We start from the raw sequence: 24704 nt of genomic DNA, 5'->3' as shown, positions 1-24704 counted from the left end.
CAGCCATCTGTAGTGCAATTGCAATTTAAAATTGAGGATTACCGATTGATAGTCATTCCTCCCGTGGCTACCAATAGATGGTTCAACGGAGGCTGCGCAATATTTTTTCGCATCTTCGCCGCCGCCCTCCAATCTGAGCACGATATTCCCACCACTTTTCACCCGAAGGCAAGATGGGTTGCGTAATAATTTTGCGTATAATTATTGTGGAATTCACAGGCTATCCGCTGAATGACGTGGCAAAATAGTGAATGCTGACGTTTTGGCGGAAAGCGATAGGGAATTGCTCAAAGTGCCATTTCATTTTGGATGAAATCGGCGATTTCATCGACCATATTGATATCGAAGACCGGCAGGCTTAAGCCCGGCTGTGGATGATCGGTTGCAATGGCCACGATGCTTGGATCGTTTTCGGCGAGCGGCGGGCCATCATGGCTGCCCGTTCGGCGAAGCTCGATTTTCTTGTGCGGCTCGCGCTTATAGCCCTCGACGAGAATCAAATCGCACGGCGCAAGCTTGTCCGCGATGTCTTGCAGGGCGATTTCCGGACCGTCGAGATTTTCATGCATGATGGCGAAGCGGCGCTCCGAAACGATGGCCACTTCTGCGGCACCTGCTTGACGATGCCGCCAGGAATCGGTGCCTTCGTGATCGATGTCGAAATTATGATGCGCGTGCTTGATCGTGGCGATGCGATAGCCACGTTCGGTCAGGCAGCGCACGAGCTTTTCGGTCAGTGTGGTCTTGCCGGAATTCTTCCAGCCCGTAATGCCGAAAAGCTTGTGTGTCATTCCGTATCTCCGTTCAGCCTATGCAATCGCCGGGCTTCGACAAGATCGTCGGGCCGGTTGATATTGAAGAATGGATCATAGTTCTCCGCGCCATCCTTGGTCGCCACGAGCGGAAAGTCCACCGTTTCAAATTCAACATCGCGTGCGAAAGCGAGAACACTGGCTTTCTCTGCGGTTGAAAGCCAGTCATTCAGACGATCCGCCAGCTGCGTGCGCCACAGGCCAAAGATCGGGTGAATATGCCCCGCAGAGCTTGCAAGAACGATGTCCTTGCCGGTCGCTCGTTGACGTTCGAAAAGCCGCTGTCCAAGATCGGCAGGCAGAAACGGCGTGTCCGCTGCTGCGGTCAGCAGCCATGTCGAATTTTTCGCATGGATGAGCGCCGTGAGGATGCCGGGCAGCGGACCGCCATGTGATGCGGAAATGTCTGCAACAACCGGTAGACCGAGACTGGACAGTCGGGAGGCGTCGCCATTGGCATTGACGAAAAGCGCGCTCACCTGCGGTTTAAGCCGTGCGGCGACCTCACCAATGACGGAACCGGCACCCAAAACCTGCAGGAATTTGTCACCGTCTATTCCGCCTTCGCGCATACGGCTCGATAATCCGCCCGCGATGATCGCACCGGCTACATCCTTGATGGTCATCATTTTGGTCCGAGACCGGTTGGAATAGACGCCAGAGTGCTTTTGTTCTTCTCACGCTTCTTGAGCGCGTTTTCGCGATAGACCATGTAAATGCCGCTTCCGACGACCAGAACAGATCCAGCAATTGTATACGCATCCGGCGCTTCACCAAAGATTGCAATGCTCAAGCCTATCGCCCAGAGCAGGCTGGAATAGCGGAACGGGGACACGAAGGACACTTCGCCCTCACGCATGGCGAGAATGATGAAGTGATATCCGATCAGCAAAAGCACGGCTGCGCCCAGCAAGGTCGCGATGGAAAGAAGGCCGACAGGCTGCCAACCGCCCATGGGGACGGTCAATACGCCGCCGGTAACCGCAATCGCACCAGCGGTAAGCGTGGAAAGGTAGAATGTCGGCACATGGGCGGGCACACGGCGCGTTGCAATATCGCGCATGGCCGCGCACGCGACACTCGCCAGCAAAATGCCAACCGCACCGAGGCTTGCCGCACCGGCTGACCCGGGGCGAATGATGATGATTACACCGACGAAGCCCACCAGAATGGAGACCCAGCGCCGCCAGCCAACTTTTTCCTTGAGAAAGATTGCAGCGCCCAGCGTGACGACCAAAGGTGTGGCCTGAAACACGGCGGAACAGAACGCCTGGGAGAGGTGGCCCAGCGAGACAATGTAAGTGATTGTCGCAACGACTTCGCCCAGCACGCGCAGGACCGTCATCCACTCCAGAGAAAGATTGCGCAGCGCGCCATGACGCCAGGCCAGAAAACCGATCATCGAGGTGGCAAAAAAACCGCGGATCAGCATGTACTGCCCGCTGTTCATTTCCGTGAGAAGGAATTTGGTTATGCTGTCCCCGATGGTGAAGGTGCCCATGGCGAGAAGCATATAAATACTTGCGCGGAAATTATCTGACTGCAGCACGGTATAGAATCCAGTTTAGAATCCAATACCTTGTTAAAGTTTATTGTGCGACAATTATTTGTGATTATTTTCGCCCAAAAGTATAGCGCGGTGATTAACCACCCGTCAGGCTCATGTGGCGCGCCACAGCTGGGCGGTTATGATCGCGATCAATGATGAAATCATGGCCCTTGGGTTTGCGCGAGATTGCCTCATCGATAGCCCGGCTCAAAAACGCATCGCTGTCGTTTTCCCGCAGCACCTTGCGCAGATCGGCATCGTCATTCTGGCCGAGGCACATATAAAGCATGCCTGTGCAGGTGAGGCGGACGCGATTGCAGCTTTCGCAGAAATTATGCGTCAGAGGCGTGATGAAGCCAAGGCGACCACCAGTTTCCTCGATCGTCACATAGCGGGCAGGGCCGCCCGTCCGGTACGGAATATCGGTCAGTGTGAACTGGCGTGAGAGATCGTTGCGCACTTGCGACAGCGGCAGATACTGATCGGTGCGGTCGAATTCGATTTCGCCCATCGGCATGGTTTCGATGAGCGTCAGGTCCATATCGCGACCATGAGCCCAGCGGATCAGCTCGGGGATTTCGAGCTCGTTGAAATCTTTGAGCGCCACGGCATTGATCTTCACGCGAATACCGGCCTTCTGGGCGGCATCGATGCCTTCTAGCACACGTGCGAGATCACCCCAGCGGGTTATTTCGTGAAACTTGTCAGGGTTCAGCGTATCGAGCGAGACATTGATGCGCTTCATGCCGCAATCGGCCAGTTCATGGGCAAAGCGCGCAAGCTGCGAGCCGTTGGTGGTCAGCGTCAGTTCGTCCAGCGCTCCGGATGCCAGATGGCGCGAAAGCCCGCGGATCAGATGCATGATGTTCTTGCGCACCAGCGGCTCGCCGCCGGTGAGCCGCAGCTTGCGCACGCCCTTGTCGATGAACACGGTGCAGAGCCGTTCCAGCTCTTCCAGCGTCAGCAGATCCTTCTTGGGAAGAAAGGTCATATGTTCCGCCATGCAATAGGTGCAGCGGAAGTCGCAACGATCCGTCACCGAAACACGCAGATAGCTGACCATCCGCCCGAAAGGATCGATCATCGGTCCGGTTGGAGAAACAAGGGGCTGTGCCTGCAAGGTTTTCATCTGTGAAGCCATTGTTTCCATGAGGTGCGACGCAGTATCGACCCGTTCTTATGAGATAAGACTTCCGCGACGCCTTGTCCAGTTTTGCGCCGCTGAAGCAGTTTCAATGCACTTGCGGTATTTTGGCATGCGGCCTATCACAAGCAGGCTTCGACGATGACGGAGCAAGCTCAATATGGAGAAAAACGATGAGCGACGTTTGGCCGACCGAACTGCGCGTTTCCAGCGACCGCAAATTGCTGACGGTGGTTTTCGACAACGGAGAGCGATTTGAACTGACCGCCGAGCTGTTGCGCGTGCTTTCTCCGTCGGCAGAAGTGCAGGGCCATTCTCCCGAACAACGCATTACGGTTGGCGGCAAGCGCAACGTCGAAATCATCAAGGTCGAGCCGGTCGGCAATTATGCGGTGCGCATAACCTTTGACGACATGCACGACACCGGCCTGTTTTCCTGGACCTATCTGCATAAGCTCGGCACCGATAAGGAGACGCTGTGGCAGACCTATCTCGACGAGCTGGCCGAAAAAGGGCTCAAGCGCGACCGCTAATCGAGCTTAATCCTTTTCCAGCATATCCGCGATACCCCGCATCATGTCGCCCATCGCATTGCATTGCGCTGCGGTCGATTGCGCCATGACGCGGTCGATCAGATCGGTATAGACTGAAAGCGCTTCACCGAGCAGCTTTTCGCCGTCCGGCGTGAGGGTAAGGCGAATGATGCGTTTGTCTACCGGATCGCCGGTGCGCATTAGCAATCCCCGATTCTCCAGTTTCGGCAGTAACATCGTAATGTTGGAGCGCCCGACCAGAATCCGGCGCGCGAGATCGTGCTGCGATTCGCCGGGGTGGCGATAAATATTCATCAGCACATCGAGGTCGGCGATCTTGAGATCGAAGGGTGCCAGTCCCTGCGCCAGCGCGCGTTCAACCGCTTTGCCGGCTCTCGCAACCGCAATCCAGTTTTTAAAGCGCGGATTATCCCACGGCAGCTTTTGATTCTTGTCTTGCATTTTGTTCATTCTTGTACAATTATTTGTTCAGGATTGAACATGATTGAGGCCCCGCTATGGCGACGTTATCCCTACAGGTTACGCGATTCGGTCTGGGTGTGCTTGGGCGCATCGCACCGGAACGTGCCGGCCGCGCGGCATTCAGAATTTTCTGTCGCACACCGAGCCGCAAGCCCCAAACAAAAGCCTATGCGGAAAGGCTGCGCCAGACGAGCCGCGAGTTGCTCAAGGCAAAGCGGCTTGACCTGATTATCGATCGGGGCGTTGTCGCAACCTATCTTTTCGAGCCAGCAGGGATGGCTCGACAGAATGCCCGTACCTCGCTGGTAGTGCATGGCTGGGGTTCACGCAGTGCGGATATGATGGCCATTATCAGCGCGCTGGTCGCACGCGGCGAACGGGTTGTCGCTCTCGATCTGCCGGGACATGGCGATTCGGCGGGACGCGAACTGGATTTCATCCGGGCCATCGCGTCGGTGGATGCCGCGTGGCGTCAGTATGGGCCGTTCTACGCCATGGTCGGGCATTCCTTTGGCGGTGCGGTGGTCGTCAATGCGGCTGCGGGGCCGCTTGGCTGTTATCGCGAGCGGCGTCCTGCCAAGCTTGTCACGATTGCGTCTCCGCATTCCATGGAGGGTGTTTTCGACGGCTTCGGAAAGGTGCTGCGTTTGAAGGCTGATGTGCGTCAGGCAATGAAGGACACGGTCCAGCAAATCGCCGCGCGCCCGATCCATGATTTCGATACCGATGTGCATCTGCGCCGATTGTTGATCCCGACGCTGGTTATTCACGCACGCGACGACAAGGAAGTGCCAGCGCGCTGTGCGGAAATGGCAGCGAAAGCCGGTCCACATGTCCGTCTGCACTGGGCTGACGGTCTTGGCCACCGGCGGATCATCGCCAGCACGGATGTGGCCGACAAAATCGCGGATTACGTGAGCGGTCCGGTACCCTTGCGCGCCGTGGCATAAGCGGCCCGTAACCAATCAGGCCGCGGTGAGCCTGTCCCACGCCGCCATCGCGCCATGCGCCGTGGCGACAAGACTTTCCACGCTGCCACCATCGCGCGCCAGGATGGACATACCGTTCTGTACCGTCGCGTAAAAGGTGGCGATAGCGTCGGTGTCGATGGTCGCGGGCAAGGAGCCTTCCTCGACACTGCGTTGAAGGCGGGCGCGCAGCACGTCGATATTCCCGTTGCGACGCGCCTTCAGTTCATTGCAGACATTCTGGCTGGACTGGGTGCGGTACAGCGCATCCAGCGCAATCAGGCACCCGCGCGGCTTGTCGGTGACCGAGAAAGTCTCGGCACTCACCAGCAAAAAGCGCTCGAATGCCTGCTTTACGTCCGATGTTTCTTCCAGTTGCGTCCAGATATCTGTGCCGACTTCGCTCGAATAGAGCGACAAGGCATGCATATAAAGCCCCTCCTTGCTGCCGAAGGCGGCATAGAGGCTCGGCGCATTGATGCCCATGGCGGCTGTCAGGTCTGACAGTGATGCGCCGTCAAAGCCCTTTTCCCAGAAAACATACATTGCTGCGCGCAATGCCTTTTCCCGGTCAAAGTTGCGAGGTCTTCCGCGTTCCGACACGGCTATCTCCTTTTTGTATTGATCGTTAAATAATCCACTTGACGTCATTCGACAAGCCTGACACCTTTTATGTATCAATCGTTACAGAAAGGATATTTCATGTCGGGAAAACCTTTGAATGGGAAGGTGGCCTTCGTAACCGGCGGCAGCCGCGGCATTGGTGCCGCGATTGCGCGACGGCTGGCCAAGGACGGTGCCATCGTCGCCATCACCTATGTGAGTTCCAGGGAAAAAGCCGAAGCGGTCGTGTCCGAGATTGCCGCCGAAGGCGGCCGGGCAGTCGCGTTCAAGGCGGATAATCGTCATGCGGATGAAATTGCCGCCGCGATTTCAGCGGCGGTCAAAGAGCTGGGACGGCTGGATATTCTGGTCAACAGCGCTGGCATCTGGCGCGCTGCTCCGCTGGGTGAGACGACGATTGCGGATTTCGATGAGGTGATGGCGGTCAATTTCCGAGCTGTTTTCGCCGCTGTTATAGCGGCTGCGCCGCATCTGGGTGAGGGCGGGCGTATCGTCACCATTGGCTCCAATCTGGCGGACCTTGTCGCATGGCCGGGGATCAGCCTCTATGCCGCCAGCAAGTCGGCGCTCATTGGTCTGACGAAGGGGCTTGCCCGCGATCTTGGCCCCAAGGGCGTTACGGTGAATGTCGTGCAGCCGGGGTCAACCAATACGGATATGAATCCTGCTGACGGCGATCACTCCGGTCCGCAGCTGGAGCGCATCGCGACCGGCAGCTATGGCTCGCCGGATGATATTGCGAGCTTGGTGGCATGGCTTGCCGGTCCAGAGTCGCGCTTCGTTACGGGTGCTACGCTAACCGCCGATGGCGGAGCGAATGCCTGATACAAAAGGGCGGCTCTAAGAGCCGCCCTTATTCGTTTCGGAGATCAATCGGGCCAGATCAACCCAGGTTGAGTTCCTTGAAGAAATCATTGCCCTTGTCGTCGATGACGATGAAAGCTGGGAAATCTTCCACTTCGATGCGCCAGATGGCTTCCATGCCGAGTTCCGGATACTCGACCACTTCCACTTTCTTGATGCAGTCCTGCGCCAGACGGGCGGCGGGACCACCAATGGAGCCGAGATAGAAACCGCCATGGCTTCCGCAGGCTTCGCGCACCTGACGCGAACGGTTACCCTTGGCGAGCATCACCATGGAGCCGCCAAACGACTGGAACTGGTCGACATAGGAATCCATGCGCCCAGCCGTCGTCGGGCCGAACGAACCCGATGCATAACCAGCGGGAGTCTTGGCCGGACCGGCATAATAAATCGGGTGGTTCTTGAAATAATCCGGCATGGATTCGCCGTTTTCCAGCCGTTCGCGAATTTTCGCATGTGCCAGATCGCGGGCGACGATAATCGGGCCAGTCAGCGAAAGCTGTGTCTTGACGGGATGCTTGGACAGCTCCTTCAAGATTTCGGCCATCGGCTGGTTGAGGTCGATCTTCACCACATGCGAGGAGAGCTTTTCTTCGTCGATATCCGGCATGTATTGCGCGGGATTGGTCTCCAGCTGTTCCAGAAAGATGCCTTCCTTGGTGATCTTGCCTTTGGCCTGACGGTCTGCCGAGCAGGACACGCCGATACCGATCGGCAGCGATGCGCCATGGCGCGGCAGACGGATGACGCGCACGTCATGGCAGAAATATTTGCCGCCGAACTGCGCGCCGACGCCCAGTGACTGGGTCAGCTTGTGGATTTCGGCTTCCATTTCCAGATCGCGGAACGCATGGCCAGTTTCCGAACCCGCCGTCGGCAGGCTGTCGAGATAACGCGTCGAGGCGAGCTTGACCGTCTTGAGGTTCATCTCGGCTGACGTGCCGCCGATGACGATAGCGAGATGGTAAGGCGGGCAGGCCGCTGTGCCGAGGCTCAGGATCTTGTCCTTGAGGAAATCCATCATCCGGTCATGGGTCAAAAGCGAAGGCGTGCCCTGATAAAGGAACGTCTTGTTGGCTGAGCCGCCACCCTTTGCCACGAAGAGGAACTTGTAGGCGTCTTCGCCTTCTTCATAAATGTCGATCTGCGCAGGCAGGTTGTTCTTAGTGTTCTTCTCTTCGAACATCGACAGCGGCGCCAGCTGCGAATAACGCAGGTTTTTCTTGTTATAGGCGTCGAGCACGCCGCTGCCGAGCGCATCGGCATCGCCGCCTTCTGTCCAGACGCGACGGCCCTTCTTGCCCATGATGATCGCGGTGCCGGTATCCTGACACATCGGCAGGACGCCGCCTGCGGCGATATTCGCGTTTTTCAGAAGATCATAGGCGACGAAGCGATCATTGTCGGTCGCTTCCGGGTCTTCCATGATTTTGGCAAGCTGCTGCAAATGGCCGGGACGCAGCAGATGGTTGATGTCGGCAAATGCCGCCTCGGACAGAAGACGCAGACCTTCCGGATCGACGGTCAGAATTTCCTGACCCTTGAACGTATCGACCGAAACATGGTCGGAGGTTAGTTTGCGGTAAGGGGTGGTGTCTTCGCCAAGAGGAAAGAGATCGGCGGCGCTTGCTTCTGCCATCGTGGTACCTCGCTTGCTTGCCTGCCGCACCGGCCAGAAATCGCGAGATCGCCAGCCTGCACGTATGTTGCTCAAAACCCGGATTGCCGGGCAGCGTCCGGGGTTAATTCAGAGGGGCTTTTAGCGCGATGAAAGGCGGAATCCACTGCGGCACATTGCGCAATGGGGGGATGATGAGCGGCATCCCTTGCGGGCCAGCTGTTGCGCGGATGCGCCTCCCTCAAAGTTTTGTGATTATTTTCGAGCAAGAAATTGAAAGAAGTGGCATTAGCGTTAAAACTTTCTATACGAGATTCATAAAATCTACGCGAAATGATTGAGATGGATTCGCCTTTCGGCGGACATGCTAACTTTGGCGGTTGAAATGCAGTTTTCTCGGCGCGCGCAGATGGATGCAAAGAAAAATCGCACCAGCGGGTCTTACATCCGCAATGCGATGGTACTGGCTCTTGCCGCATCGGCCTTGTTCCCGGTCACGCAGGCACAGGCAGCAAATTCACTTTTCGAGCTGTTTCAACAGCGCCGCCAACAGGCCGAGCAGCCCGTTGCACCGCTTCCACCAGCAGCCGTCCCGCCGCGCATAAAAGCAGCACCAGCTGCCGCCGCACCGGCAGCGCGCACGCGTATCGCTCCGCCAGCGCAGCGTGTGACGGTCAAGGGGCCGGAGATTTATGATTACAAGCCGGAAACGCTGATCAAGATTGATTTCAGCGCGCTCGATTTGCAGGTGACTGCGGCAACCTCTGCGCCAACTGTTGATCCACTGACATCCGGCATGTCGCCGATCCGTGTGGAAAAGGTGCCTGATACGACCGAAACGGCTGGCAACCGCGCTTTCGACGCCGCCATGGACTATCTGAAGTCGGTTGATGTGAAGGCTGAAAAGCCAATCGCTGAAGCGATTGTTTCCTATTATTCGACCAACCGTTCCTTCATGTGGTCTGCCGACGGCAAGGTGCTTGACCGCGCCAAGGCCGTAGCCGCTTTCTTCGCACGCGCTGGCGAAGACGGTCTCAATCCGGATGAATATGCAGTCACGATCCCTTCGGACAATTTCGATCCGTCGCAGAATGCGGAACGTCAGCAGAAGCTGGCAGAGTTTGAAGTTCGCATGTCGGCCCGGGCATTGCGCTATGCGATGGATGCAGGCGAGGGACGCGTGATCGCCGACCGCCTGAGCGGTTTCCACGACCTGCCGCGTGATCGCGTCGATCCCAAAACTGTGCTGGAAAGACTGGCCGGTGAAGCGGATGCATCCGCCTATTTGCACGGGTTCCAGCCGGATAATGCGCAATATGCGGCTTTGAAGCAGGCTTTGTCCCAGACAGATGCACCGACGGGCGAACCCATTCGCGTGTCGCTCGACGGCGTCATTCGTCCGGGCGACACCAGCGACCAGTTGAGCAAGGTGGTTGCCCTGATTACTAAACACGCGCCTGCTGATTATCTGGAAAAGCACCGCGATGTGTTGCAGGCCCATGCCGATACGAGCCTTTACGATCCGGAACTTGTTTCCGCGATCAAGGACTATCAGAAGCTTTCAGGCGGCGCGCCCGATGGGGTTATCGGACGAAACACGATTTCGGCGTTGCAGGGTGAGCAATCATCCGTCAAGCGCGACCGTATTCTCTATTCGATGGAACGTCTGCGCTGGCTGCCGCATGATTTCGGCACGCGCTATGTAATGGTCAACCAGCCCGCATACCGCGCTGAATATTTCGAAGGCGGCCAGGAAAAGCTGGGTATGAATGTGGTAATCGGCTCGCCGACCCATCAGACCTATTTCTTCTACAACAAGGTGCAAACCGTCGTCTTCAATCCGTCCTGGGGTGTGCCGCGTTCGATTATTCTGAACGAAATGCTGCCGAAGGTCATGCGCGACACGAGCTATCTCGACCGCAACGGCTATGAAGTCTATGTCGGCGGCAAGAAGGTTTCGGCGAGCGCCGTTAATTGGAGCGCGGTTGCTTCGGGAAAGGCGCATGTCGGTATTCGTCAGAAGCCGAGCCTCGACAATGCCTTGGGCGAACTGAAAATCCTGTTCCCGAACGAACATGATATCTACATGCATGATACGCCGGCAAAGTCCTATTTCAGCCGTGACATGCGTGCGCTCAGCCATGGCTGCATTCGTCTGGAACGCCCGCGTGATATGGCTGCGGCAGTACTCGGCAAGCCAGTCGGTGATTTGGAGAAATATTTCGGCAAGAACGAGCGCGGCATCAAGGTGCCGGAGCCGGTGCCGGTCTATATTTCCTATTTCACGGCATGGCCGGATGCGAATGGCCAGATTCGTTATTACAGTGACGTTTATGATCGCGACTCGGGCATGCAGAAGGCATCCGACAAGACGGTGGCTTCGCGTCTGGCAGCAATTTAATCGGCGTTACGCCCCTGGTATCTGTCAGAAGTACGGATGTTTAATCCTTGGATATGGCGGCTATCGTTCGATAGTCGCCATTTTCGTTGGGTCTGCCCGGACGGTTTTCGGCAGGGAAAATCATTTGGGAAATAAGTGTGGTCATGCTTGACTTTGCCCTGAGCGGGAACGTATATCCGCGTCACCTTGATTGAGCACATATGTGCCTCTAAGGGCGCGTAGCTCAGCGGTAGAGCACTCCCTTCACACGGGAGGGGTCACAGGTTCAATCCCTGTCGCGCCCACCATTTATTTCCACAAATCAAGCCTTAATGCCTCCGCAGCGTCCATCATGTGGTGTGGGGCGTTTATTTTCTGCGTCCTACCATGCCGAAATACGACAAGTGCCGTATATCATTTAAATGAAATCTAGCGTTTCGTAACACCGGATTGTGTGTCAACGCCCGCATGATCTCATCGTATTTTCGGCGTCAGCTGGCGGGGCCAGCAAAGGAGGAACGATGAAGACCATAGCTTTGTTAGCCGTTGGTGCATTCATGACGGCAGGAACTGCATTTGCAGCTGCACCGATCAACGGAAACATAGATACCCAGACAGTGAAATCCGATAAATCGACCGCGACCATTGTTGCGAGCGGCAATAAAAAACCTACGTTGAGCTTTGGTTCGGCGAATCGCGGAGGGAAAACATCATTTTTCGGCGGTTGAGGGGTTTGCCCCGTTACGCGGGGCAAACTCTCATTACGTCTTCCTGGACACGCCCACCATTTTCCAACCGCCCAAATGCATTGCGAAAATTGTTCAGTTGCCGTTCGGCATCGTCGCGCCTGCAACGCCGGTATTCGTCACGATATTCCTGTCGTCGTCATATTTGGCGATAAGCATGAGGGCGGTGAGGGCGACAATAATCGGCACGACAAGACACAGCACCCTGACCGCCATCAGAGCGGTATGCCGTGCCCTTATTAGCGCCCTTGTTCTCATGGCCGATACTATCGCACGGATACGCTTAATCCGCCATATTGAGCGACGTTAACAATAAGCAATCTCTTACAAACGCAGGCGCTTCAGGATGCGTTCTAGCGCACGCAACGCTGCCGGTTGAGGCGGACCTTGATCTTGTCGCCTTTGTCCGACGCGGTGGGCTTGGAAGAGACGATATGCGCGCGCACGGTGCAGGTGCCGGCGAGAACCTCGAAATTATTCGCCCGGATATACATAACCGTATTGATCGGGTTCTTCGGCAGTTCGCGAGAGACCGCGTCGATGACGGCCTTGACTTCGGCGGCGCGCTGCTTGGGAGAGGTCGAGGCCTCAACGGAATTGATTGCGGCGAAGCTGCTGGCCGACAATGCCGCGATGCAGATGAGAACAGCTTTCTTCATTGGCGTAGCCTCCGATTGAGCCCAATGGATAAAAGTGCGGGCCTTTGTGAGAAAGGTCCGCTGAATCGGTTATGGCCCCGAACCTATCACAGATCGGGGCCATAGCTGTCATTTGGTCAGCTTTTATTGAGCCGGGGCAGGCGTTGCGGGTGTCGCCGGGGTAGTCGTCTCACCGCTGGCCGGAGCCTCGCTTTCCTTGGCTGCGTTTGGATCGGCCACGCCATTGGTGAAGACCTTGGAGCGGTCGAAAGCAGGCGCTGCGGTCAACTGGTCCTTCGTTGCGCTGAGAACCAGCCAGGTGTTTCCGTCGCTACGGGTCGCGAGCTGCAAGACATCCGGGCTTACGGCCACGTCCTTCTCACCGACGCCAAGGAAGCCGCCGACGCCGATCACGGCTGCTACAACCGAACCATCAGCACTGACGATCAGGTCATTCAGCTTACCGATGGATTTTGCATCATTGGCATCGCTTTCATAAACGCTTCGGCCAATGAAGCTGGAGACGAGAACTTCGCCTTCCTTAGGCTCGACAAAGCCGATCTTGTTGTTGTCAGGGGAGGGTGCTGCGCCGAACATGTTCTTGGTGGAAACAGGCAGATCCTGTTGTGCGGGCGCATCCGTGCCGGGCGTTGTCGCGGTGGGAGCCGCCGTCTGCGCAAGGGCTGGAGCACCAATCAAGAGTGCACACGCTGCCGTCAGAAGTGTCGTTCTAAACATAACTGCTCTCCTTTCTGAATTGAGTGTTCATAGTCCTAACGGTTTGATTTCAGGATCGTTCCGACATTTTTTGCCTGTTTCATGAGGAAACCTGCGCCGGTCGTCGCCCGCATGCGATTTAGACCGGCGGAAAAATAGCAGGCACGCTGCTGCGAAACTCCGAGCAAGCCCGGAATTCTCAACCGTGCAGAGGTGTCGTGCTGGCTATCTTTTATTGTACGACCGGAGAGGCCGGGGTGGGCTCGGATGGCGTAGGCGCCACAACAGGCGCAGAAGGGGCAGGCCCGCAACGGTTGGCCCGCGTGTGGCGCACGCCTTTCGACAGGAATACGATTTCCACTGCGTCACCAATCGGCGTGATGGTCACGTTTTCACTGGCCTGCTGTTGGTCGTTTTCGCAAACCAGATTGAGCGTGAACGTTCCCTTGTAATTGTCGAGCTTCATGACGGTACACTGCATGTCGCGGCTGTCGAAGCGCTCCTGCGAAATTGTGAAGCGCTTGTCATTATTGCTGCACCAGGTGCCGAGGATAGGTGTCGGATCGACTGGCGGCTTCGGCGGATTGACGCTGGCTGAAGGCGACGTGCAGGATGCCAGCGCAGGAAGCGCCAATGCACAAGCAGCAACATTCAGTTTATGCGACATTTAAAACCCCTGCGCAGCAGAACATCGAACAGTCTCAGCTCTTGGATACCGGGAAAGTCGGGCGGGCTCAAGTCGGGCGCATGCAGAACAGTGTTGCGTCCGTGCGCAAAAGTGTAGCCCAAGAAAAACCCCGCCGTGGCGGGGTTTCATTCATGACAGCCATTGCTGTCGATTATACCAGTCATCAATTTCGGATTTGGCGCGGTCTTTCGCGACTCCGTACCGCTCCTGAATCTTACCCTCAAGCTGTTCGCGGCGACCGCTGATCTGGTCGAGATCATCGTCTGTCAGCTTGCCCCATTGTTCCTGGATCTTACCTTTGACCTGTTTCCAGTTGCCTTCAACACGATTCCAGTCCATCGGGATTTCCTCCGTTTTACATTGGGAACAGGTAACTAACGCACGAGCGGCAGGATTGTTCATCGTTTTGATGCCAAGGCGCGTGATGACCTGATGTGCGGGGAGGGGAATCAGACAGGAGAAACCCCGACGTTTGTGTTTGGTGCATAATGACGCCGGGGGCGCTTCAACGCTAATGCAGCGAAGCGCCTGCGGACATGATTGCATAAAGACGGCAGAAAAATGAACCCGTAGAGGTTGCACCGAAGAGTGGAGCGGGAGACGCGCAACAAGGGCAGCGTGGCGTCTCCCGTGTCAATTGCGTGCTAATTGGGGGCAACACGCAAATTAACAGACTGGTATGTCTTCCAGCCGGCGGATGCTTGGACCGCCACGAAACAATTTACCGTGGTCTGATTTCATCTCAATCGAAGTTTTGTAACGTTTGGTTGCTGGAAATTTCACGGTTTTTCCGCTGCGATAACCAATTATTATCGGTGTAAAAAATTCTTGAAGAATAAATTGAACGGCTTTTAAGATCATCACAGATGTTTGAAAAGTTCAATCTGTTCATTTTGAGTTCATGCGCTAGGTTTCATGATGCTTCCCATCAAGAGGAGTACACAGAATGAAGCTCTTTAGTGGACTTATTGCAGGTATTGTTGGTGTTGGCTTGTTGGTGGGAGCTGGCGCGGCTTCCGCCGCACCAGTGGCAAATCTCGCTAAGCCCGGCGTAACCTCCAATGTGGAACAGGTTCGCGATCATCGCGGCTACCATTCGCGTAAGCACTGGAAGAAGCGGCATTACCACAGAAGGGACCATTGGCGGTCTGATCGTCGCCATTACCGCGATCATCGCTGGCGGTCGCACCGTCACTACAAGCGCGATTACTATCGCGGGCATTACCGGCATCACAGCAGCCGGTGGAATGGTCCGGCCAGTTCCAATCGATAGAATCAGGGGCGCAGCAGCGCCCCTTTTTAGTTGGTCTGTTGTCGGATGGTAATTGACTGCAATCGCGTTTCACAGAAACATACCGCAAGATTGAGATTTGGATATTGCCCTGCTCGGGCAGGTTTGCCCTGAAAGAAAACGGTATTTCATGTCGAAGTTTTTGAAGCGATTTCTCACGTTTCTCGTCGGTTTGGTTGTTCTACTGTTAGTCGGCGCGGCATCATGGCTCGGTTTCAACCCGCCGGAGCTTTTGCGGGTGGGCACGGGTTATGCGGCCAAGATCGTGTGTTCCAATGTCTTTATCGCCAAACGAGACGCCGATGCGGTACTCGCAGACGATGTTCAGGCACCGGGAAACCCGCTGCTGAAATTCCTCAATGTGGCCGTTGATGATGACACTGACACCGTAACTGTCCGGATTTTCGGCTTTTTTGCCCCCAGCAAGGCTGTGTTTCTCCCCGGTCAGGGTTGCGCCAATGTTCAATCGACGGATAGCCGCAGCGTCGCCAGCGATGAAGCTGCACAAGCGTCATCGCAACCGCTGAACGTGGCGATCTCAGATAAGGTGCAGAGCGTTATCGAGGATAAGGAACTGGCAGGCCCCGGCATGCGGGCCATCGCGGTCATTCACAACGGTCAACTCATCGCCGAAACCTATGGCGAGGGCTTCAATGCCGACACGCCACTGCTTGGTTGGTCGATGACAAAATCGGTCATGGCGACGCTGATTGGGATGCGCATTGCGGAAAACCGCATGGATCTGGCCAAAAGCGATCTTCTGCCGGAATGGCAGAACGATGAGCGCGCCAGAATCACCATCGCCAATCTGATGGCGATGGAAAGCGGGCTGCGCTTCAACGAGAATTATGGTGCTGTGGCAGATGTCACCCGCATGCTGTTTCTGGAAAAGGACATGGCGGGATTTGCCGCTTCGCTGCCACTGGAAGCGGCACCTGGAACGAAATTCAACTATTCGAGCGGGACCGCGAATATTCTCTCCAAGCTGTTCATGGATAGTTTCGACAGCCGGAATGCGGCTTTGGCCTATCCGCGCATCGCCTTGTTCGAACCGCTCGGCATGAGCAGCGCCCTATTGGAAACCGACGCGTCGGGCGTCTTTGCCGGGTCGTCCTATATGTACGCGACCGCGCGCGATTGGGCCCGTCTCGGAGCGTTTCTGGCAGAGGGCGGGAAGCTCGATGGAAGGCAGGTTCTGCCAGCTGATTTCGTGGCGTTCATGCGCACACCGTCAGCGGCCTCGGATGGCCGTTACGGTTCTGCGCAGGTCTGGTTGCAGTCCGGCGGTGCCAAAGCGGGCGAGGATGGCATTCCCGATGATGCTTTTTGGATGTCCGGCCATGACGGTCAAACCGTCATGATCGTACCGTCCATGCATCTTTCTGTGGTGCGTCTGGGACTTACGCCATCCCGCTCCGGCTATAGCGTTCAGAACCTCGACGCGCAGATCATCGAAGCTCTTCGTTAGAACCTGGTTCAGCCACCCCCAGCTTGCGGAAATCCTTGCCGCTCGGGTTCTGGAAAGCGCTCAAGCCGAATTCCGGCAGCACCGCATAAAGGTGGTCGAAAATATCGGATTGTATCTGCTCGAATGAGGCCCAGACGGTGGTGTTGGTGAAGCAGTAGATTTCGAGTGGCAAGCCTGCCGGGGTCGGGTCCATCTGGCGCACCAGCAGCGTCATGCCCTTATGGATGCCGGGATAGTTGCGCAGATAGTTTTCCACATAGGCGCGGAAAGTGCCGATATTGGTGAAACGACGCGTATTGACCGGGTTTTTGGCGCGGTCACCCAGCTTGTCGTTCCATTCGGCGATTTCCTTCGCCTTTTTTGGCAGATAGTCGGCCAGCCAGTCCACTGACGCCATTTTCGCGCGTTCGTCGTCGGTCAGGAAGCGGATTGAATTCTGGTCGATAAAGAGCGCGCGCTTGATGCGGCGGCCGCCCGATTCCTGCATGCCGCGATAGTTCTTCATCGGTTCGGTGATGAGCTTGCGGATCGGAATCGTGGTGATTGTTCTGTCGAAATTCTGCACCTTGACCGTATAAAGCGCGATTTCGGTCACATCGCCATTGGCGTCGAGATTTTTCATCTCGATCCAGTCGCCCACACGAACCATGTTGGAAGAGGCGATCTGCATACTGGCGACCAGTGAGAGCAATGTGTCCTGAAAAACGAGTATCAGTACCGCAGCCATGGCACCCACACCGGACAGCAGAATAACCGGCGACTTGTCGAGCAGGGTTGCAATGATGAGGACGGCGGCGATGATATAGACGACCAGCTTGCCGACCTGAATATAGCCCTTCATGGGCCGATAACGGGCCTCTGGGCGGCGATGATAAAGCGTGTCTACCACACCCAACGCTGAATTGATCGCGAGGGCGAGCGTCAGAATGATGAAGGCGATCGCGACATTGCGAATGATGGTGATTGCCGTATCCGGCAACCCCGGTATCGCCAGAATGCCTGAAGAAATGATCAAGGCCGGAACGATATTGGCCAGACGGCTGATGACGCTGTGGCGTTTCAGTTCTTCATCCTGACCGAATGAAGTCTTCTGAACGAGCCGGTCGAGCAGCTTGAGCAGGATCGCCTTGATCAGAAAATTTGCGATGAATGCGGAGAGAAACAATCCGCCGAGTGCCGTGAGCGTCTCCGCCCACGGATATTTAACAAAGAATTCCGACAATAGATTTTCCCGAAACGAGTTTTCGTGCGTTTTGATGGACGCCGTTCAAAGACTGATACAGTTTTGATGATTGTATCATCGAGATCTATTGCGAAATAATGTGGTGTGGCTCGCAAATCAACCGCAGAGAGTGTTTTTTAGCAGATGCCGATCCGGTTGAATTGTTCACAGATCGGAATTCCGTTGCGGATAGCTACAGTCTTTGACCTTCAAAGGGATGCGGTGATGCCGCCATCGACATAAAGCACATGGCCGTTGACGAAAGAGGACGCGCCAGACGCAAGGAAAATGCAGGCGCCAACGAGTTCGTCAACCTTTCCCCAGCGGCCCGCAGGCGTGCGTTTTTCAAGCCAGCTTGAGAAAGCCGGGTCTGAAACGAGCGCGGCGTTGAGCGGCGTGTCGAAATATCCCGGAGCAATGGCGTTGCATTGCAAGCCATATCTCGCCCAGTCGGTGGCCATACCCTTGGTCAGATTGCCAACGGCACCTTTGGTCGCGGTATAAGGCGCGATGCCGGGCCTTGCGAGCGCGGTCTGAACGCTGGCAATGTTGATGATCTTGCCCGTTCCGCGCTTGATCATATGTCTGGCGACCGCCTGTCCGACATTGAACACGGTAGACACGTTGGCTTTCAGCAAGTGCTCAAAGGCATCGGCTGGAAAGTCTTCAAGCGGGGTGCGATGTTGCATGCCCGCATTGTTGACGAGAATGTCGATGGCGCCGACATCTGCTTCGAACCCATCTACTGCCGAGCGGACGGTGTCGTGATCCGTCGCGTCGAAGGCCAGCATGTGCTTTACGCTGAGGCTGTCGGCAGCGACTTTCAACTTTGCCTCATCGCGACCGTTGAGGATGACGTCGGCACCGGCGGCGGCGAGACCTTTTGCCAGCGCATAGCCGATCCCCTGAGACGAGCCGGTAACAAGCGCGCGTTTGCCTGTCAGATCGAAGAGTTGGACGCTCATATCTTCTCCTGAAATTCTTTAGAGCGGTTCCGGTTAGTACGGAATCGTGGGACCGATCTATCTATTTGTTTTTACACATTATCCCACGCAAAACCGCTACGCACTTTTGCTGGAAATGCTCTAGCTGAATGCGATCTGGGTTTTCATCGACTGCGTTTTATCCGACGCAATGTCGAAGGCGCGCAGCGCATCGGAAAGGGGCAGCGTCTGCGTGATGAGGGGGTTGACGTTGATCAGGCCATCCTGCATGAGCTTGACCGCGATGGCGAATTCCTCGTGGAAGCGGAAGGAGCCGCGCAGATCGAGTTCTTTGGCTGTGATCGTCATGATCGGCAGGTTCATTTCGCCGCCCATGCCAAGCTGCACGATAACGCCGCGCGGCCTCATGGCATGTATGCCCGCCACAAGGGCGGATGCTGCACCGGAGCATTCGTACAAAATGTCGAATGAACCCTTGTTCTGAGCGTATTCCGCCAGACCATCCGGGTTCTCCGATAGGTTGACGGTGCGGTCCGCGCCGACCTTGCGGGCAAATTCAAGCGCTGGCCCGGAAATATCCGCTGCGACGATTTCAGCCGCGCCTGCGCGGCGGGCCGAGAGGATCGAAAGCGTGCCGATGGGGCCGCAACCTGTCACCAGCACGCGCTTGCCCAATATCTCGCCTGCGCGGCGGGTGGCGTGCAGGGTGACCGAGAGCGGTTCTGCCATTGCCGCTTCACCGGCGCTGAGGCCGTCGGCTTTCACGCATTGGCTGGCTTTTGCGATAAGCCTTTCGCGGAACGCGCCTTGAATATGCGGGAAGGGCATAGCCGATCCGTAAAAGCGCATGTTGAAGCAATGATTGGGCAGCCCCTTGTGGCAATATTCGCAGTGTCCGCAGGGGCGGGACGGCGATATGGCGACCAGATCGCCAACGGCAAGCCCCGAAACCCCTTCGCCCAGTGCAGCAATATGGCCGGAAACCTCGTGTCCTAGGATCATCGGTTCCTTGACGCGCACGGTGCCAAAGCCGCCGTGATTATAATAATGCAGGTCCGAGCCGCATATGCCGCCAGCCGCGAGACGGATTTCAACCTCGCCGGGACCGGCCATCTCGAGCTCGCGCTCATCAATACGCAAGTCCTTTGCGGCGTGGATGACAATCGCTTTCATCGCGTCCTCACAGAACTGGATTGGGATGGGTCGACCCTGGAAGTGAGCCGACAAATTATCGAAGATCATTTGTTTTCGAAACGGAATGTACGGCTTGTTTTCGCTCATCACAAATAGAAAGAGCGCCCGGAAGGGCGCTCTTTTATCTCAATAAAAATGCTCGCGGTTTCTCGCCGTCATTCGATCAGCTGCAGCCGCTTGTCGCGCCGCAGGTGTCGCACTTCAGGCAGGTGCCGTTACGCACCATGGTGAAGTTCTGGCACTCCGTGCAGCTGTCGCCGGTGTAACCCTGCATCATCGACTTGATGCGGCGGTCCGCTTCGAGCTTCTTTGCCGAGTTGGCGCTTTCAGCGCGGGCCGAAGCAGCATCGGCAGCAGCCTTGTCGGAGAACAGTTCCGTTGCAGCCGAGGTTTCCTGCTGCTGTACCGGAGCGGCCTGTTCTTCGAACTCACGCTTGAAAGCCGTTGCACCTTCCGTCACCAGACCGATGGTCGCAGGGCGACCAGCCGGGGTAGCACTCGACTTCAAGGTCGTGACATTCGAAGCCTGCGGCGCCGATGCAGCCGAACCCTTGGCTTCGCTGCCGCCCGGTGCCGTGTTGGTCACCAGGGTCGGCTTGTAGCCGCGCGTCCAGCCGGTCGAGACCAGATTGGTCTTGCCTTCCTTGATGCCCTTGCCAAGCGCTGTGTTCGAGAAATCGCTCGTGTCAACATGGGCGAGATCGTTGCGGCCCAGATAGGACACGGCCAGTTCGCGGAACACATAGTCGATGATCGACGTTGCGGTCTTGATCGCGTCATTGCCGATGACGATGCCAGCCGGTTCGAACTTGGTGAAGGTGAATGCCTCCACATATTCTTCCAGCGGCACGCCATATTGCAGGCCGAGCGACACGGCGATGGCGAAGTTGTTCATCATCGCACGGAAAGCAGCGCCTTCCTTGTGCATATCGATGAAGATTTCGCCGAGGCGCCCGTCACCGAACTCGCCGGTGCGCAGATAGACCTTGTGTCCGCCGACGACGGCCTTCTGGGTATAGCCCTGACGACGGTTCGGAAGCTTTTCGCGCTCATGCACGATCTTCTCGATCACCTTCTCGACGATACGCTCCGTCACCTGAACGGCACGAGCGGCTGCCGGTGCTTCGATCAGCGCTTCGACTGCATCATCTTCGTCTTCATCATCCGAGATCAGCGCTGCGTTGAGCGGCTGCGAGAGCTTGGAACCATCGCGGTAAAGCGCATTGGCCTTCAGAGCCAGCTTCCAGGACAGCATGTAAGCGTTCTTGCAGTCTTCGACGGTCGCATCATTCGGCATGTTGATCGTTTTGGAGATCGCGCCCGAAATGAACGGCTGCGCGGCAGCCATCATGCGGATGTGGCTATCCACCGACAGGTAACGCTTGCCGATCTTGCCGCATGGATTGGCGCAATCGAACACCGCGTAATGCTCTTCCTTGAGGAACGGTGCGCCTTCGAGGGTCATTGCACCGCAAACGTGAATGTTGGCGGCTTCGATGTCCTTCTTGGAGAAACCGAGGGCTGGCAGCATCTCGAACGAGAAATCGTTCAGCTGTTCATCGGTGAGTTTCAGCACATCCTTGCAGAAATCTTCGCCCAGCGTCCACTTGTTGAAAGCGAACTTGATGTCGAAGGCGCTCTTGAGCGCAGCATTCAGGGCTTCGATCTTCTCATCGGTGAAGCCTTTGCCGCGCAGCGACGAAGGATTGACGCCCGGTGCCTGATTGATGTTGCCGTGACCGACAGCATAGGCTTCGATTTCGGCGATCTGGCTTTCCGAATAACCGAGCGTGCGGAGTGCTTCCGGCACGGCGCGGTTGATGATCTTGAAGTAGCCGCCACCGGCCAGCTTCTTGAACTTCACCAGTGCAAAGTCAGGCTCGATGCCGGTCGTGTCGCAGTCCATGACGAGGCCGATCGTGCCTGTTGGCGCGATAACGGTGGACTGGGCGTTGCGGTAGCCATGCTTTTCGCCAAGTTCCAGCGCCTTGTCCCAGGCCGCGCGAGCATGGGTGATCAGATCCTGATCCGGGCAGTCTTCGGCAATCAGCGCCACCGGGTTGACGGCGAGGCCTTCATAACCTTCCGTCTTGCCATGAGCGGCCAGACGATGGTTGCGGATGACGCGCAGCATATGTTCCGCATTCGGCTCGTAGCTTGGGAAGGTGCCCAGTTCCTTCGCCATTTCAGCGGAGGTTGCATAGGCAATACCGGTCATGATCGCGGTCAGCGCGCCGCAGATGGCGCGGCCTTCATCGGAGTCATAAGGAATACCGGAGGTCATCAGCAGGCCGCCAATATTGGCATAGCCGAGGCCGAGCGTGCGGTATTCGTAGGAGAGGCGGGCAATTTCCTTGGATGGGAACTGCGCCATCATCACCGAGATTTCGAGAACGATGGTCCACAGGCGGGCCGTATGCTCGTAAGCTGCAATGTCGAACGAACCGTCCTTGTTGCGATAGGTGAGCAGGTTGATCGACGCCAGATTACAGGCCGTATCGTCAAGGAACATATATTCCGAGCACGGATTGGAGGCGCGGATCGGACCTGCGACCGGGCAGGTGTGCCAGTCGTTCATGGTGGTGTTGTAGTGCAGACCCGGATCAGCGGACGCCCATGCGGCATAACCGATCTTTTCCCAAAGATCGCGCGCCTTGAGCGTCTTCATGACCTTGCCGTCCTTGCGTGCGGTCAGGTTCCAGTCGCTGTCGTTTTCGACGGCGCGCAGGAATTCATCCTTCAGCGAGACGGAATTGTTCGAGTTCTGGCCCGAAACGGTAAGATAAGCTTCCGAATCCCAGTCCGTGTCATAGGTCTTGAACTGAATGTCCGTATAGCCCTGACGCGCGAACTGGATCACGCGCTTGACGTAGTTTTCCGGCACCTGGTTCTTCTTCGCGGCCTTAATTTCGCGCTTCAGGGCAGGGTTCTTCGATGGGTCGAAGCAATCGTCATTATCTGCTTCGCAGTTGACGCAGGCTTTCATGATTGCAGCCAGATGCTGCTTGACGATCTTGGAACCGGTGACGAGCGAAGCAACCTTCTGCTCTTCCTTCACCTTCCAGTCGATATATTCCTCGATATCCGGATGGTCGATGTCGACCACGACCATCTTTGCAGCGCGGCGCGTCGTACCGCCCGACTTGATGGCGCCGGCAGCGCGGTCACCAATCTTGAGAAAGCTCATCAGGCCGGAGGACTTGCCGCCGCCGGAAAGCTTTTCGCCTTCGCCGCGCAGGTGGCTGAAGTTCGAACCCGTGCCGGAACCGTATTTGAACAGGCGCGCTTCACGCACCCACAGATCCATGATGCCGCCTTCATTGACCAGATCGTCAGCGACGGACTGGATGAAGCAGGCATGCGGCTGCGGGTGTTCATAGGACGACTTGGATTTGGTCAGCTTGCCGGTCTGCCAGTCGACATAGAAATGGCCCTGGCCGGGGCCGTCAATGCCATAAGCCCAATGCAGGCCGGTGTTGAACCATTGCGGGCTGTTCGGCGCGACGCGTTGTGTGGCGAGCATATAGGCAAGCTCATCGCGGAAGGCGAGAGCGTCTTCTTCCGAACCGAAATAGCCGCCCTTCCAGCCCCAATAGGTCCAGGTGCCAGCGAGACGGTCGAAAACCTGACAGGCATCCATTTCGGAGCCATAACGCTCGTTCTGCGGCAGCGACGCCAGCGCATCCTCATCGGCGACCGAGCGCCACAGCCACGACGGAACGTCGTTTTCTTCGACTTTCTTCAGATGGGCAGGCACGCCAGCCTTGCGGAAATATTTCTGCGCAAGAATATCGGCCGCAACCTGACTGAACTGAGCCGGTACATTGATGTTTTCCAGGCGGAATACGATGGATCCATCGGGATTCTTGATCTCGCTGGTCGCAGTCCGAAACGCGATGTCCGCATAGGCCGACTGATTCTCTTTCGTGAAACGGCGTTCGATCTTCATCTTTTCCATCCAAACGTTCTATATATAGTAGCCCCAAGGGTGAGTTTCCACCATGGCCTGCCACGTGCTGTCTGTACCGCGTCTCTGTTTCGAAAGCCCAACTGCGGGGAAGGGCTTCTTGGTGAGGACACCGGCAGATATCCGGGGCCCCAAAATCCTGCTTCTGCCGTATCCGGCTCGCAACAAAACACCCCAAGGCAGTCGAAACCATCCTCGTCAGGGCATTGCAAACCAACAAATCAGCAGATCGAAAAATACTCTATCTTGTAAGAAGCATGAGCGCAAATACTAAATCTAGTGTTAACGCTCTTTCGTCATGTGGCTGCATCTGCTTCTCCAAAGGCGGTCCGACCCGGAATTCGGGCACGACGAAGCCCGGAGCGACAACTACGCTGAATAAGCGCAACGCCCGTTCCAGAACTTGACTAACCTGAAAGAAAGACCGGCTATTCAGACGCCCGGCCACGCCACTTACGCAACGATAAGTTCATAAAAAACGACTCGGCTGCGAGCGTCAAGCATTGGTTTGTTGTAAGGCGTCTAACGCTAGATATTGTGCGTCAGTCGCTGGGGGCGAATGTGGATAACGGGGAGAAGAGAAGCTTTTGTGAACGAAGCCGGCTAAAACGCTTTTACCTCTTTTTAACCAAATATGGAGGGCAATTATTTTGCAAAATCAGCAGGATCAAGCCGCTTGCTAATGCAAGCTTTGAGCAAAATGCCTCTTCCGGCCCCGCCATTCACGCTGCAATTGCCGAAAAATGCCGCCGTTGGACGCTCGCGATTTTCACCGTCAGCGTGATGCCCACGGGGATCATACGGCTCTATGGCTGGAATAGCCGCAGGAAACGCCGCATCAAAGCCGAATGACG

24 protein-coding genes and 1 tRNA gene are annotated in these 24704 nt (G+C 56.4%); 9 read left to right on the top strand and 16 right to left on the bottom strand.

Annotation, left to right across the window (positions count from 1 at the left end):
• Positions 1 to 287: 287 nt before the first annotated feature.
• The 4 genes from mobB to moaA all read right to left on the bottom strand — a co-directional run bounded on the left by mobB (position 288) and on the right by moaA (position 3490).
• Positions 288 to 791 carry a molybdopterin-guanine dinucleotide biosynthesis protein B gene (gene mobB / locus FIC94_RS11865; protein WP_140025012.1) on the bottom strand — a complete coding sequence of 168 codons (504 nt, stop codon included), beginning with the start codon at positions 789 to 791 and terminating at the stop codon, positions 288 to 290.
• On the bottom strand, positions 788 to 1441 hold the full coding sequence (mobA, locus tag FIC94_RS11860; protein WP_371830909.1) for a molybdenum cofactor guanylyltransferase MobA: 654 nt from the start codon (positions 1439 to 1441) through the stop codon (positions 788 to 790). The genes mobB and mobA overlap by 4 nt, the downstream gene beginning before the upstream one ends.
• Complete coding sequence (locus FIC94_RS11855) at positions 1438 to 2325, bottom strand: DMT family transporter (RefSeq protein ID WP_109369116.1); 888 nt, start codon at positions 2323 to 2325, stop codon at positions 1438 to 1440. Before FIC94_RS11855 ends, mobA begins: the two co-directional genes overlap by 4 nt.
• Positions 2326 to 2455: 130 nt before the next feature.
• Entirely contained in the window at positions 2456 to 3490 is a 1035-nt protein-coding gene (gene moaA, locus FIC94_RS11850) for a GTP 3',8-cyclase MoaA (protein ID WP_140025081.1), read from the bottom strand.
• A gap of 188 nt (positions 3491 to 3678) precedes the next feature.
• Between moaA and FIC94_RS11845 the strand changes: the two genes are divergently transcribed.
• On the top strand, positions 3679 to 4038 hold the full coding sequence (locus FIC94_RS11845) for a gamma-butyrobetaine hydroxylase family protein (protein WP_140025011.1): 360 nt from the start codon (positions 3679 to 3681) through the stop codon (positions 4036 to 4038).
• Between the two features lie 6 nt (positions 4039 to 4044).
• Here FIC94_RS11845 and FIC94_RS11840 read toward each other — a convergent pair whose 3' ends face one another.
• On the bottom strand, positions 4045 to 4509 hold the full coding sequence (locus tag FIC94_RS11840; protein WP_140025010.1) for a MarR family winged helix-turn-helix transcriptional regulator: 465 nt from the start codon (positions 4507 to 4509) through the stop codon (positions 4045 to 4047).
• Positions 4510 to 4556: 47 nt separating this feature from the next.
• Here FIC94_RS11840 and FIC94_RS11835 point away from each other — a divergent pair, with 47 nt between their 5' ends.
• A complete protein-coding gene (locus FIC94_RS11835; protein ID WP_140025009.1) occupies positions 4557 to 5471 on the top strand; it encodes an alpha/beta fold hydrolase in 915 nt (304 codons plus the stop codon).
• A 15-nt stretch (positions 5472 to 5486) separates the two neighbouring features.
• Here the strand turns inward: FIC94_RS11835 and FIC94_RS11830 are convergent, their stop codons facing one another.
• Positions 5487 to 6092: a TetR/AcrR family transcriptional regulator gene (locus FIC94_RS11830; protein WP_140025008.1), complete on the bottom strand. Its 606-nt coding sequence runs from the start codon at positions 6090 to 6092 to the stop codon at positions 5487 to 5489.
• A gap of 99 nt (positions 6093 to 6191) precedes the next feature.
• Between FIC94_RS11830 and FIC94_RS11825 the strand changes: the two genes are divergently transcribed.
• Positions 6192 to 6938, top strand: a complete 747-nt coding sequence (locus FIC94_RS11825) for a 3-oxoacyl-ACP reductase family protein (RefSeq protein WP_140025007.1) — start codon at positions 6192 to 6194, stop codon at positions 6936 to 6938.
• 58 nt (positions 6939 to 6996) lie between these two features.
• Here FIC94_RS11825 and FIC94_RS11820 read toward each other — a convergent pair whose 3' ends face one another.
• Positions 6997 to 8616 carry a fumarate hydratase gene (locus FIC94_RS11820; RefSeq protein ID WP_140025006.1) on the bottom strand — a complete coding sequence of 540 codons (1620 nt, stop codon included), beginning with the start codon at positions 8614 to 8616 and terminating at the stop codon, positions 6997 to 6999.
• 388 nt (positions 8617 to 9004) lie between these two features.
• Here FIC94_RS11820 and FIC94_RS11815 point away from each other — a divergent pair, with 388 nt between their 5' ends.
• The 3 genes from FIC94_RS11815 (at position 9005) to FIC94_RS11805 (ending at position 11703) form a co-directional block, all read left to right on the top strand.
• Positions 9005 to 10996 carry a L,D-transpeptidase family protein gene (locus tag FIC94_RS11815; protein ID WP_371830908.1) on the top strand — a complete coding sequence of 664 codons (1992 nt, stop codon included), beginning with the start codon at positions 9005 to 9007 and terminating at the stop codon, positions 10994 to 10996.
• A 212-nt stretch (positions 10997 to 11208) separates the two neighbouring features.
• Positions 11209 to 11283, top strand: a tRNA-Val gene (locus tag FIC94_RS11810).
• Between the two features lie 213 nt (positions 11284 to 11496).
• Complete coding sequence (locus FIC94_RS11805) at positions 11497 to 11703, top strand: hypothetical protein (protein ID WP_140025004.1); 207 nt, start codon at positions 11497 to 11499, stop codon at positions 11701 to 11703.
• Between the two features lie 93 nt (positions 11704 to 11796).
• Here FIC94_RS11805 and FIC94_RS22440 read toward each other — a convergent pair whose 3' ends face one another.
• The 5 genes from FIC94_RS22440 to FIC94_RS11785 form a co-directional block, all read right to left on the bottom strand.
• Positions 11797 to 11937 (bottom strand): hypothetical protein, encoded by a 141-nt coding sequence (locus tag FIC94_RS22440; RefSeq protein ID WP_171318396.1) that lies wholly within the window; start codon positions 11935 to 11937, stop codon positions 11797 to 11799.
• A gap of 137 nt (positions 11938 to 12074) precedes the next feature.
• Positions 12075 to 12380, bottom strand: a complete 306-nt coding sequence (locus FIC94_RS11800; RefSeq protein ID WP_140025003.1) for a hypothetical protein — start codon at positions 12378 to 12380, stop codon at positions 12075 to 12077.
• 123 nt (positions 12381 to 12503) lie between these two features.
• A complete protein-coding gene (locus FIC94_RS11795) occupies positions 12504 to 13097 on the bottom strand; it encodes a PRC-barrel domain-containing protein (RefSeq protein ID WP_140025002.1) in 594 nt (197 codons plus the stop codon).
• Between the two features lie 211 nt (positions 13098 to 13308).
• Positions 13309 to 13743 carry a hypothetical protein gene (locus FIC94_RS11790; protein WP_180917971.1) on the bottom strand — a complete coding sequence of 145 codons (435 nt, stop codon included), beginning with the start codon at positions 13741 to 13743 and terminating at the stop codon, positions 13309 to 13311.
• A 150-nt stretch (positions 13744 to 13893) separates the two neighbouring features.
• Complete coding sequence (locus FIC94_RS11785; RefSeq protein WP_109369106.1) at positions 13894 to 14103, bottom strand: CsbD family protein; 210 nt, start codon at positions 14101 to 14103, stop codon at positions 13894 to 13896.
• 607 nt (positions 14104 to 14710) lie between these two features.
• On the opposite strand from FIC94_RS11785, the gene FIC94_RS11780 reads away from it, so the two are divergent.
• On the top strand, positions 14711 to 15037 hold the full coding sequence (locus FIC94_RS11780) for a hypothetical protein (RefSeq protein ID WP_140025001.1): 327 nt from the start codon (positions 14711 to 14713) through the stop codon (positions 15035 to 15037).
• A 148-nt stretch (positions 15038 to 15185) separates the two neighbouring features.
• Positions 15186 to 16523: a serine hydrolase domain-containing protein gene (locus FIC94_RS11775; RefSeq protein ID WP_180917969.1), complete on the top strand. Its 1338-nt coding sequence runs from the start codon at positions 15186 to 15188 to the stop codon at positions 16521 to 16523.
• On the opposite strand, the gene FIC94_RS11770 is transcribed toward FIC94_RS11775, so the two are convergent.
• The 4 genes from FIC94_RS11770 to FIC94_RS11755 form a co-directional block, all read right to left on the bottom strand.
• Complete coding sequence (locus FIC94_RS11770; protein WP_140025000.1) at positions 16504 to 17745, bottom strand: mechanosensitive ion channel family protein; 1242 nt, start codon at positions 17743 to 17745, stop codon at positions 16504 to 16506. The two genes, FIC94_RS11775 and FIC94_RS11770, sit on opposite strands and share 20 nt — an antisense overlap.
• A gap of 209 nt (positions 17746 to 17954) precedes the next feature.
• Positions 17955 to 18710, bottom strand: coding sequence for an SDR family oxidoreductase (locus tag FIC94_RS11765; protein ID WP_140024999.1), 756 nt, complete (start codon positions 18708 to 18710; stop codon positions 17955 to 17957).
• Between the two features lie 120 nt (positions 18711 to 18830).
• Positions 18831 to 19862, bottom strand: coding sequence for an L-idonate 5-dehydrogenase (locus tag FIC94_RS11760; protein ID WP_140024998.1), 1032 nt, complete (start codon positions 19860 to 19862; stop codon positions 18831 to 18833).
• 184 nt (positions 19863 to 20046) lie between these two features.
• Positions 20047 to 23832 (bottom strand): vitamin B12-dependent ribonucleotide reductase, encoded by a 3786-nt coding sequence (locus FIC94_RS11755; protein WP_140024997.1) that lies wholly within the window; start codon positions 23830 to 23832, stop codon positions 20047 to 20049.
• 555 nt (positions 23833 to 24387) lie between these two features.
• Between FIC94_RS11755 and FIC94_RS11750 the strand changes: the two genes are divergently transcribed.
• Positions 24388 to 24702, top strand: coding sequence for a hypothetical protein (locus FIC94_RS11750; protein ID WP_140024996.1), 315 nt, complete (start codon positions 24388 to 24390; stop codon positions 24700 to 24702).
• Positions 24703 to 24704: the final 2 nt, after the last annotated feature.

The organism is Ochrobactrum teleogrylli, from assembly GCF_006376685.1.
Lineage (GTDB): Bacteria > Pseudomonadota > Alphaproteobacteria > Rhizobiales > Rhizobiaceae > Brucella > Brucella teleogrylli.
Note: the sequence above shows the minus strand (reverse complement) of the source record. Positions and strands in the feature narration are given on the sequence as shown.

What these genes read in the sequence shown, in the direction of transcription:
- mobB (WP_140025012.1), bottom strand. Translation starts at nt 791, where the DNA reads ATGACACACAAGCTTTTCGGCATTACGGGCTGGAAGAATTCCGGCAAG.
- mobA (WP_371830909.1), bottom strand. Translation starts at nt 1,441, where the DNA reads ATGATGACCATCAAGGATGTAGCCGGTGCGATCATCGCGGGCGGATTA.
- FIC94_RS11855 (WP_109369116.1), bottom strand. Translation starts at nt 2,325, where the DNA reads ATGCTTCTCGCCATGGGCACCTTCACCATCGGGGACAGCATAACCAAA.
- moaA (WP_140025081.1), bottom strand. Translation starts at nt 3,490, where the DNA reads ATGAAAACCTTGCAGGCACAGCCCCTTGTTTCTCCAACCGGACCGATG.
- FIC94_RS11845 (WP_140025011.1), top strand. Translation starts at nt 3,679, where the DNA reads ATGAGCGACGTTTGGCCGACCGAACTGCGCGTTTCCAGCGACCGCAAA.
- FIC94_RS11840 (WP_140025010.1), bottom strand. Translation starts at nt 4,509, where the DNA reads ATGAACAAAATGCAAGACAAGAATCAAAAGCTGCCGTGGGATAATCCG.
- FIC94_RS11835 (WP_140025009.1), top strand. Translation starts at nt 4,557, where the DNA reads ATGGCGACGTTATCCCTACAGGTTACGCGATTCGGTCTGGGTGTGCTT.
- FIC94_RS11825 (WP_140025007.1), top strand. Translation starts at nt 6,192, where the DNA reads ATGTCGGGAAAACCTTTGAATGGGAAGGTGGCCTTCGTAACCGGCGGC.
- FIC94_RS11820 (WP_140025006.1), bottom strand. Translation starts at nt 8,616, where the DNA reads ATGGCAGAAGCAAGCGCCGCCGATCTCTTTCCTCTTGGCGAAGACACC.
- FIC94_RS11815 (WP_371830908.1), top strand. Translation starts at nt 9,005, where the DNA reads ATGGATGCAAAGAAAAATCGCACCAGCGGGTCTTACATCCGCAATGCG.
- FIC94_RS11805 (WP_140025004.1), top strand. Translation starts at nt 11,497, where the DNA reads ATGAAGACCATAGCTTTGTTAGCCGTTGGTGCATTCATGACGGCAGGA.
- FIC94_RS22440 (WP_171318396.1), bottom strand. Translation starts at nt 11,937, where the DNA reads ATGGCGGTCAGGGTGCTGTGTCTTGTCGTGCCGATTATTGTCGCCCTC.
- FIC94_RS11800 (WP_140025003.1), bottom strand. Translation starts at nt 12,380, where the DNA reads ATGAAGAAAGCTGTTCTCATCTGCATCGCGGCATTGTCGGCCAGCAGC.
- FIC94_RS11795 (WP_140025002.1), bottom strand. Translation starts at nt 13,097, where the DNA reads ATGTTTAGAACGACACTTCTGACGGCAGCGTGTGCACTCTTGATTGGT.
- FIC94_RS11790 (WP_180917971.1), bottom strand. Translation starts at nt 13,743, where the DNA reads ATGTCGCATAAACTGAATGTTGCTGCTTGTGCATTGGCGCTTCCTGCG.
- FIC94_RS11785 (WP_109369106.1), bottom strand. Translation starts at nt 14,103, where the DNA reads ATGGACTGGAATCGTGTTGAAGGCAACTGGAAACAGGTCAAAGGTAAG.
- FIC94_RS11780 (WP_140025001.1), top strand. Translation starts at nt 14,711, where the DNA reads ATGAAGCTCTTTAGTGGACTTATTGCAGGTATTGTTGGTGTTGGCTTG.
- FIC94_RS11775 (WP_180917969.1), top strand. Translation starts at nt 15,186, where the DNA reads ATGTCGAAGTTTTTGAAGCGATTTCTCACGTTTCTCGTCGGTTTGGTT.
- FIC94_RS11765 (WP_140024999.1), bottom strand. Translation starts at nt 18,710, where the DNA reads ATGAGCGTCCAACTCTTCGATCTGACAGGCAAACGCGCGCTTGTTACC.
- FIC94_RS11760 (WP_140024998.1), bottom strand. Translation starts at nt 19,862, where the DNA reads ATGAAAGCGATTGTCATCCACGCCGCAAAGGACTTGCGTATTGATGAG.
- FIC94_RS11755 (WP_140024997.1), bottom strand. Translation starts at nt 23,832, where the DNA reads ATGAAGATCGAACGCCGTTTCACGAAAGAGAATCAGTCGGCCTATGCG.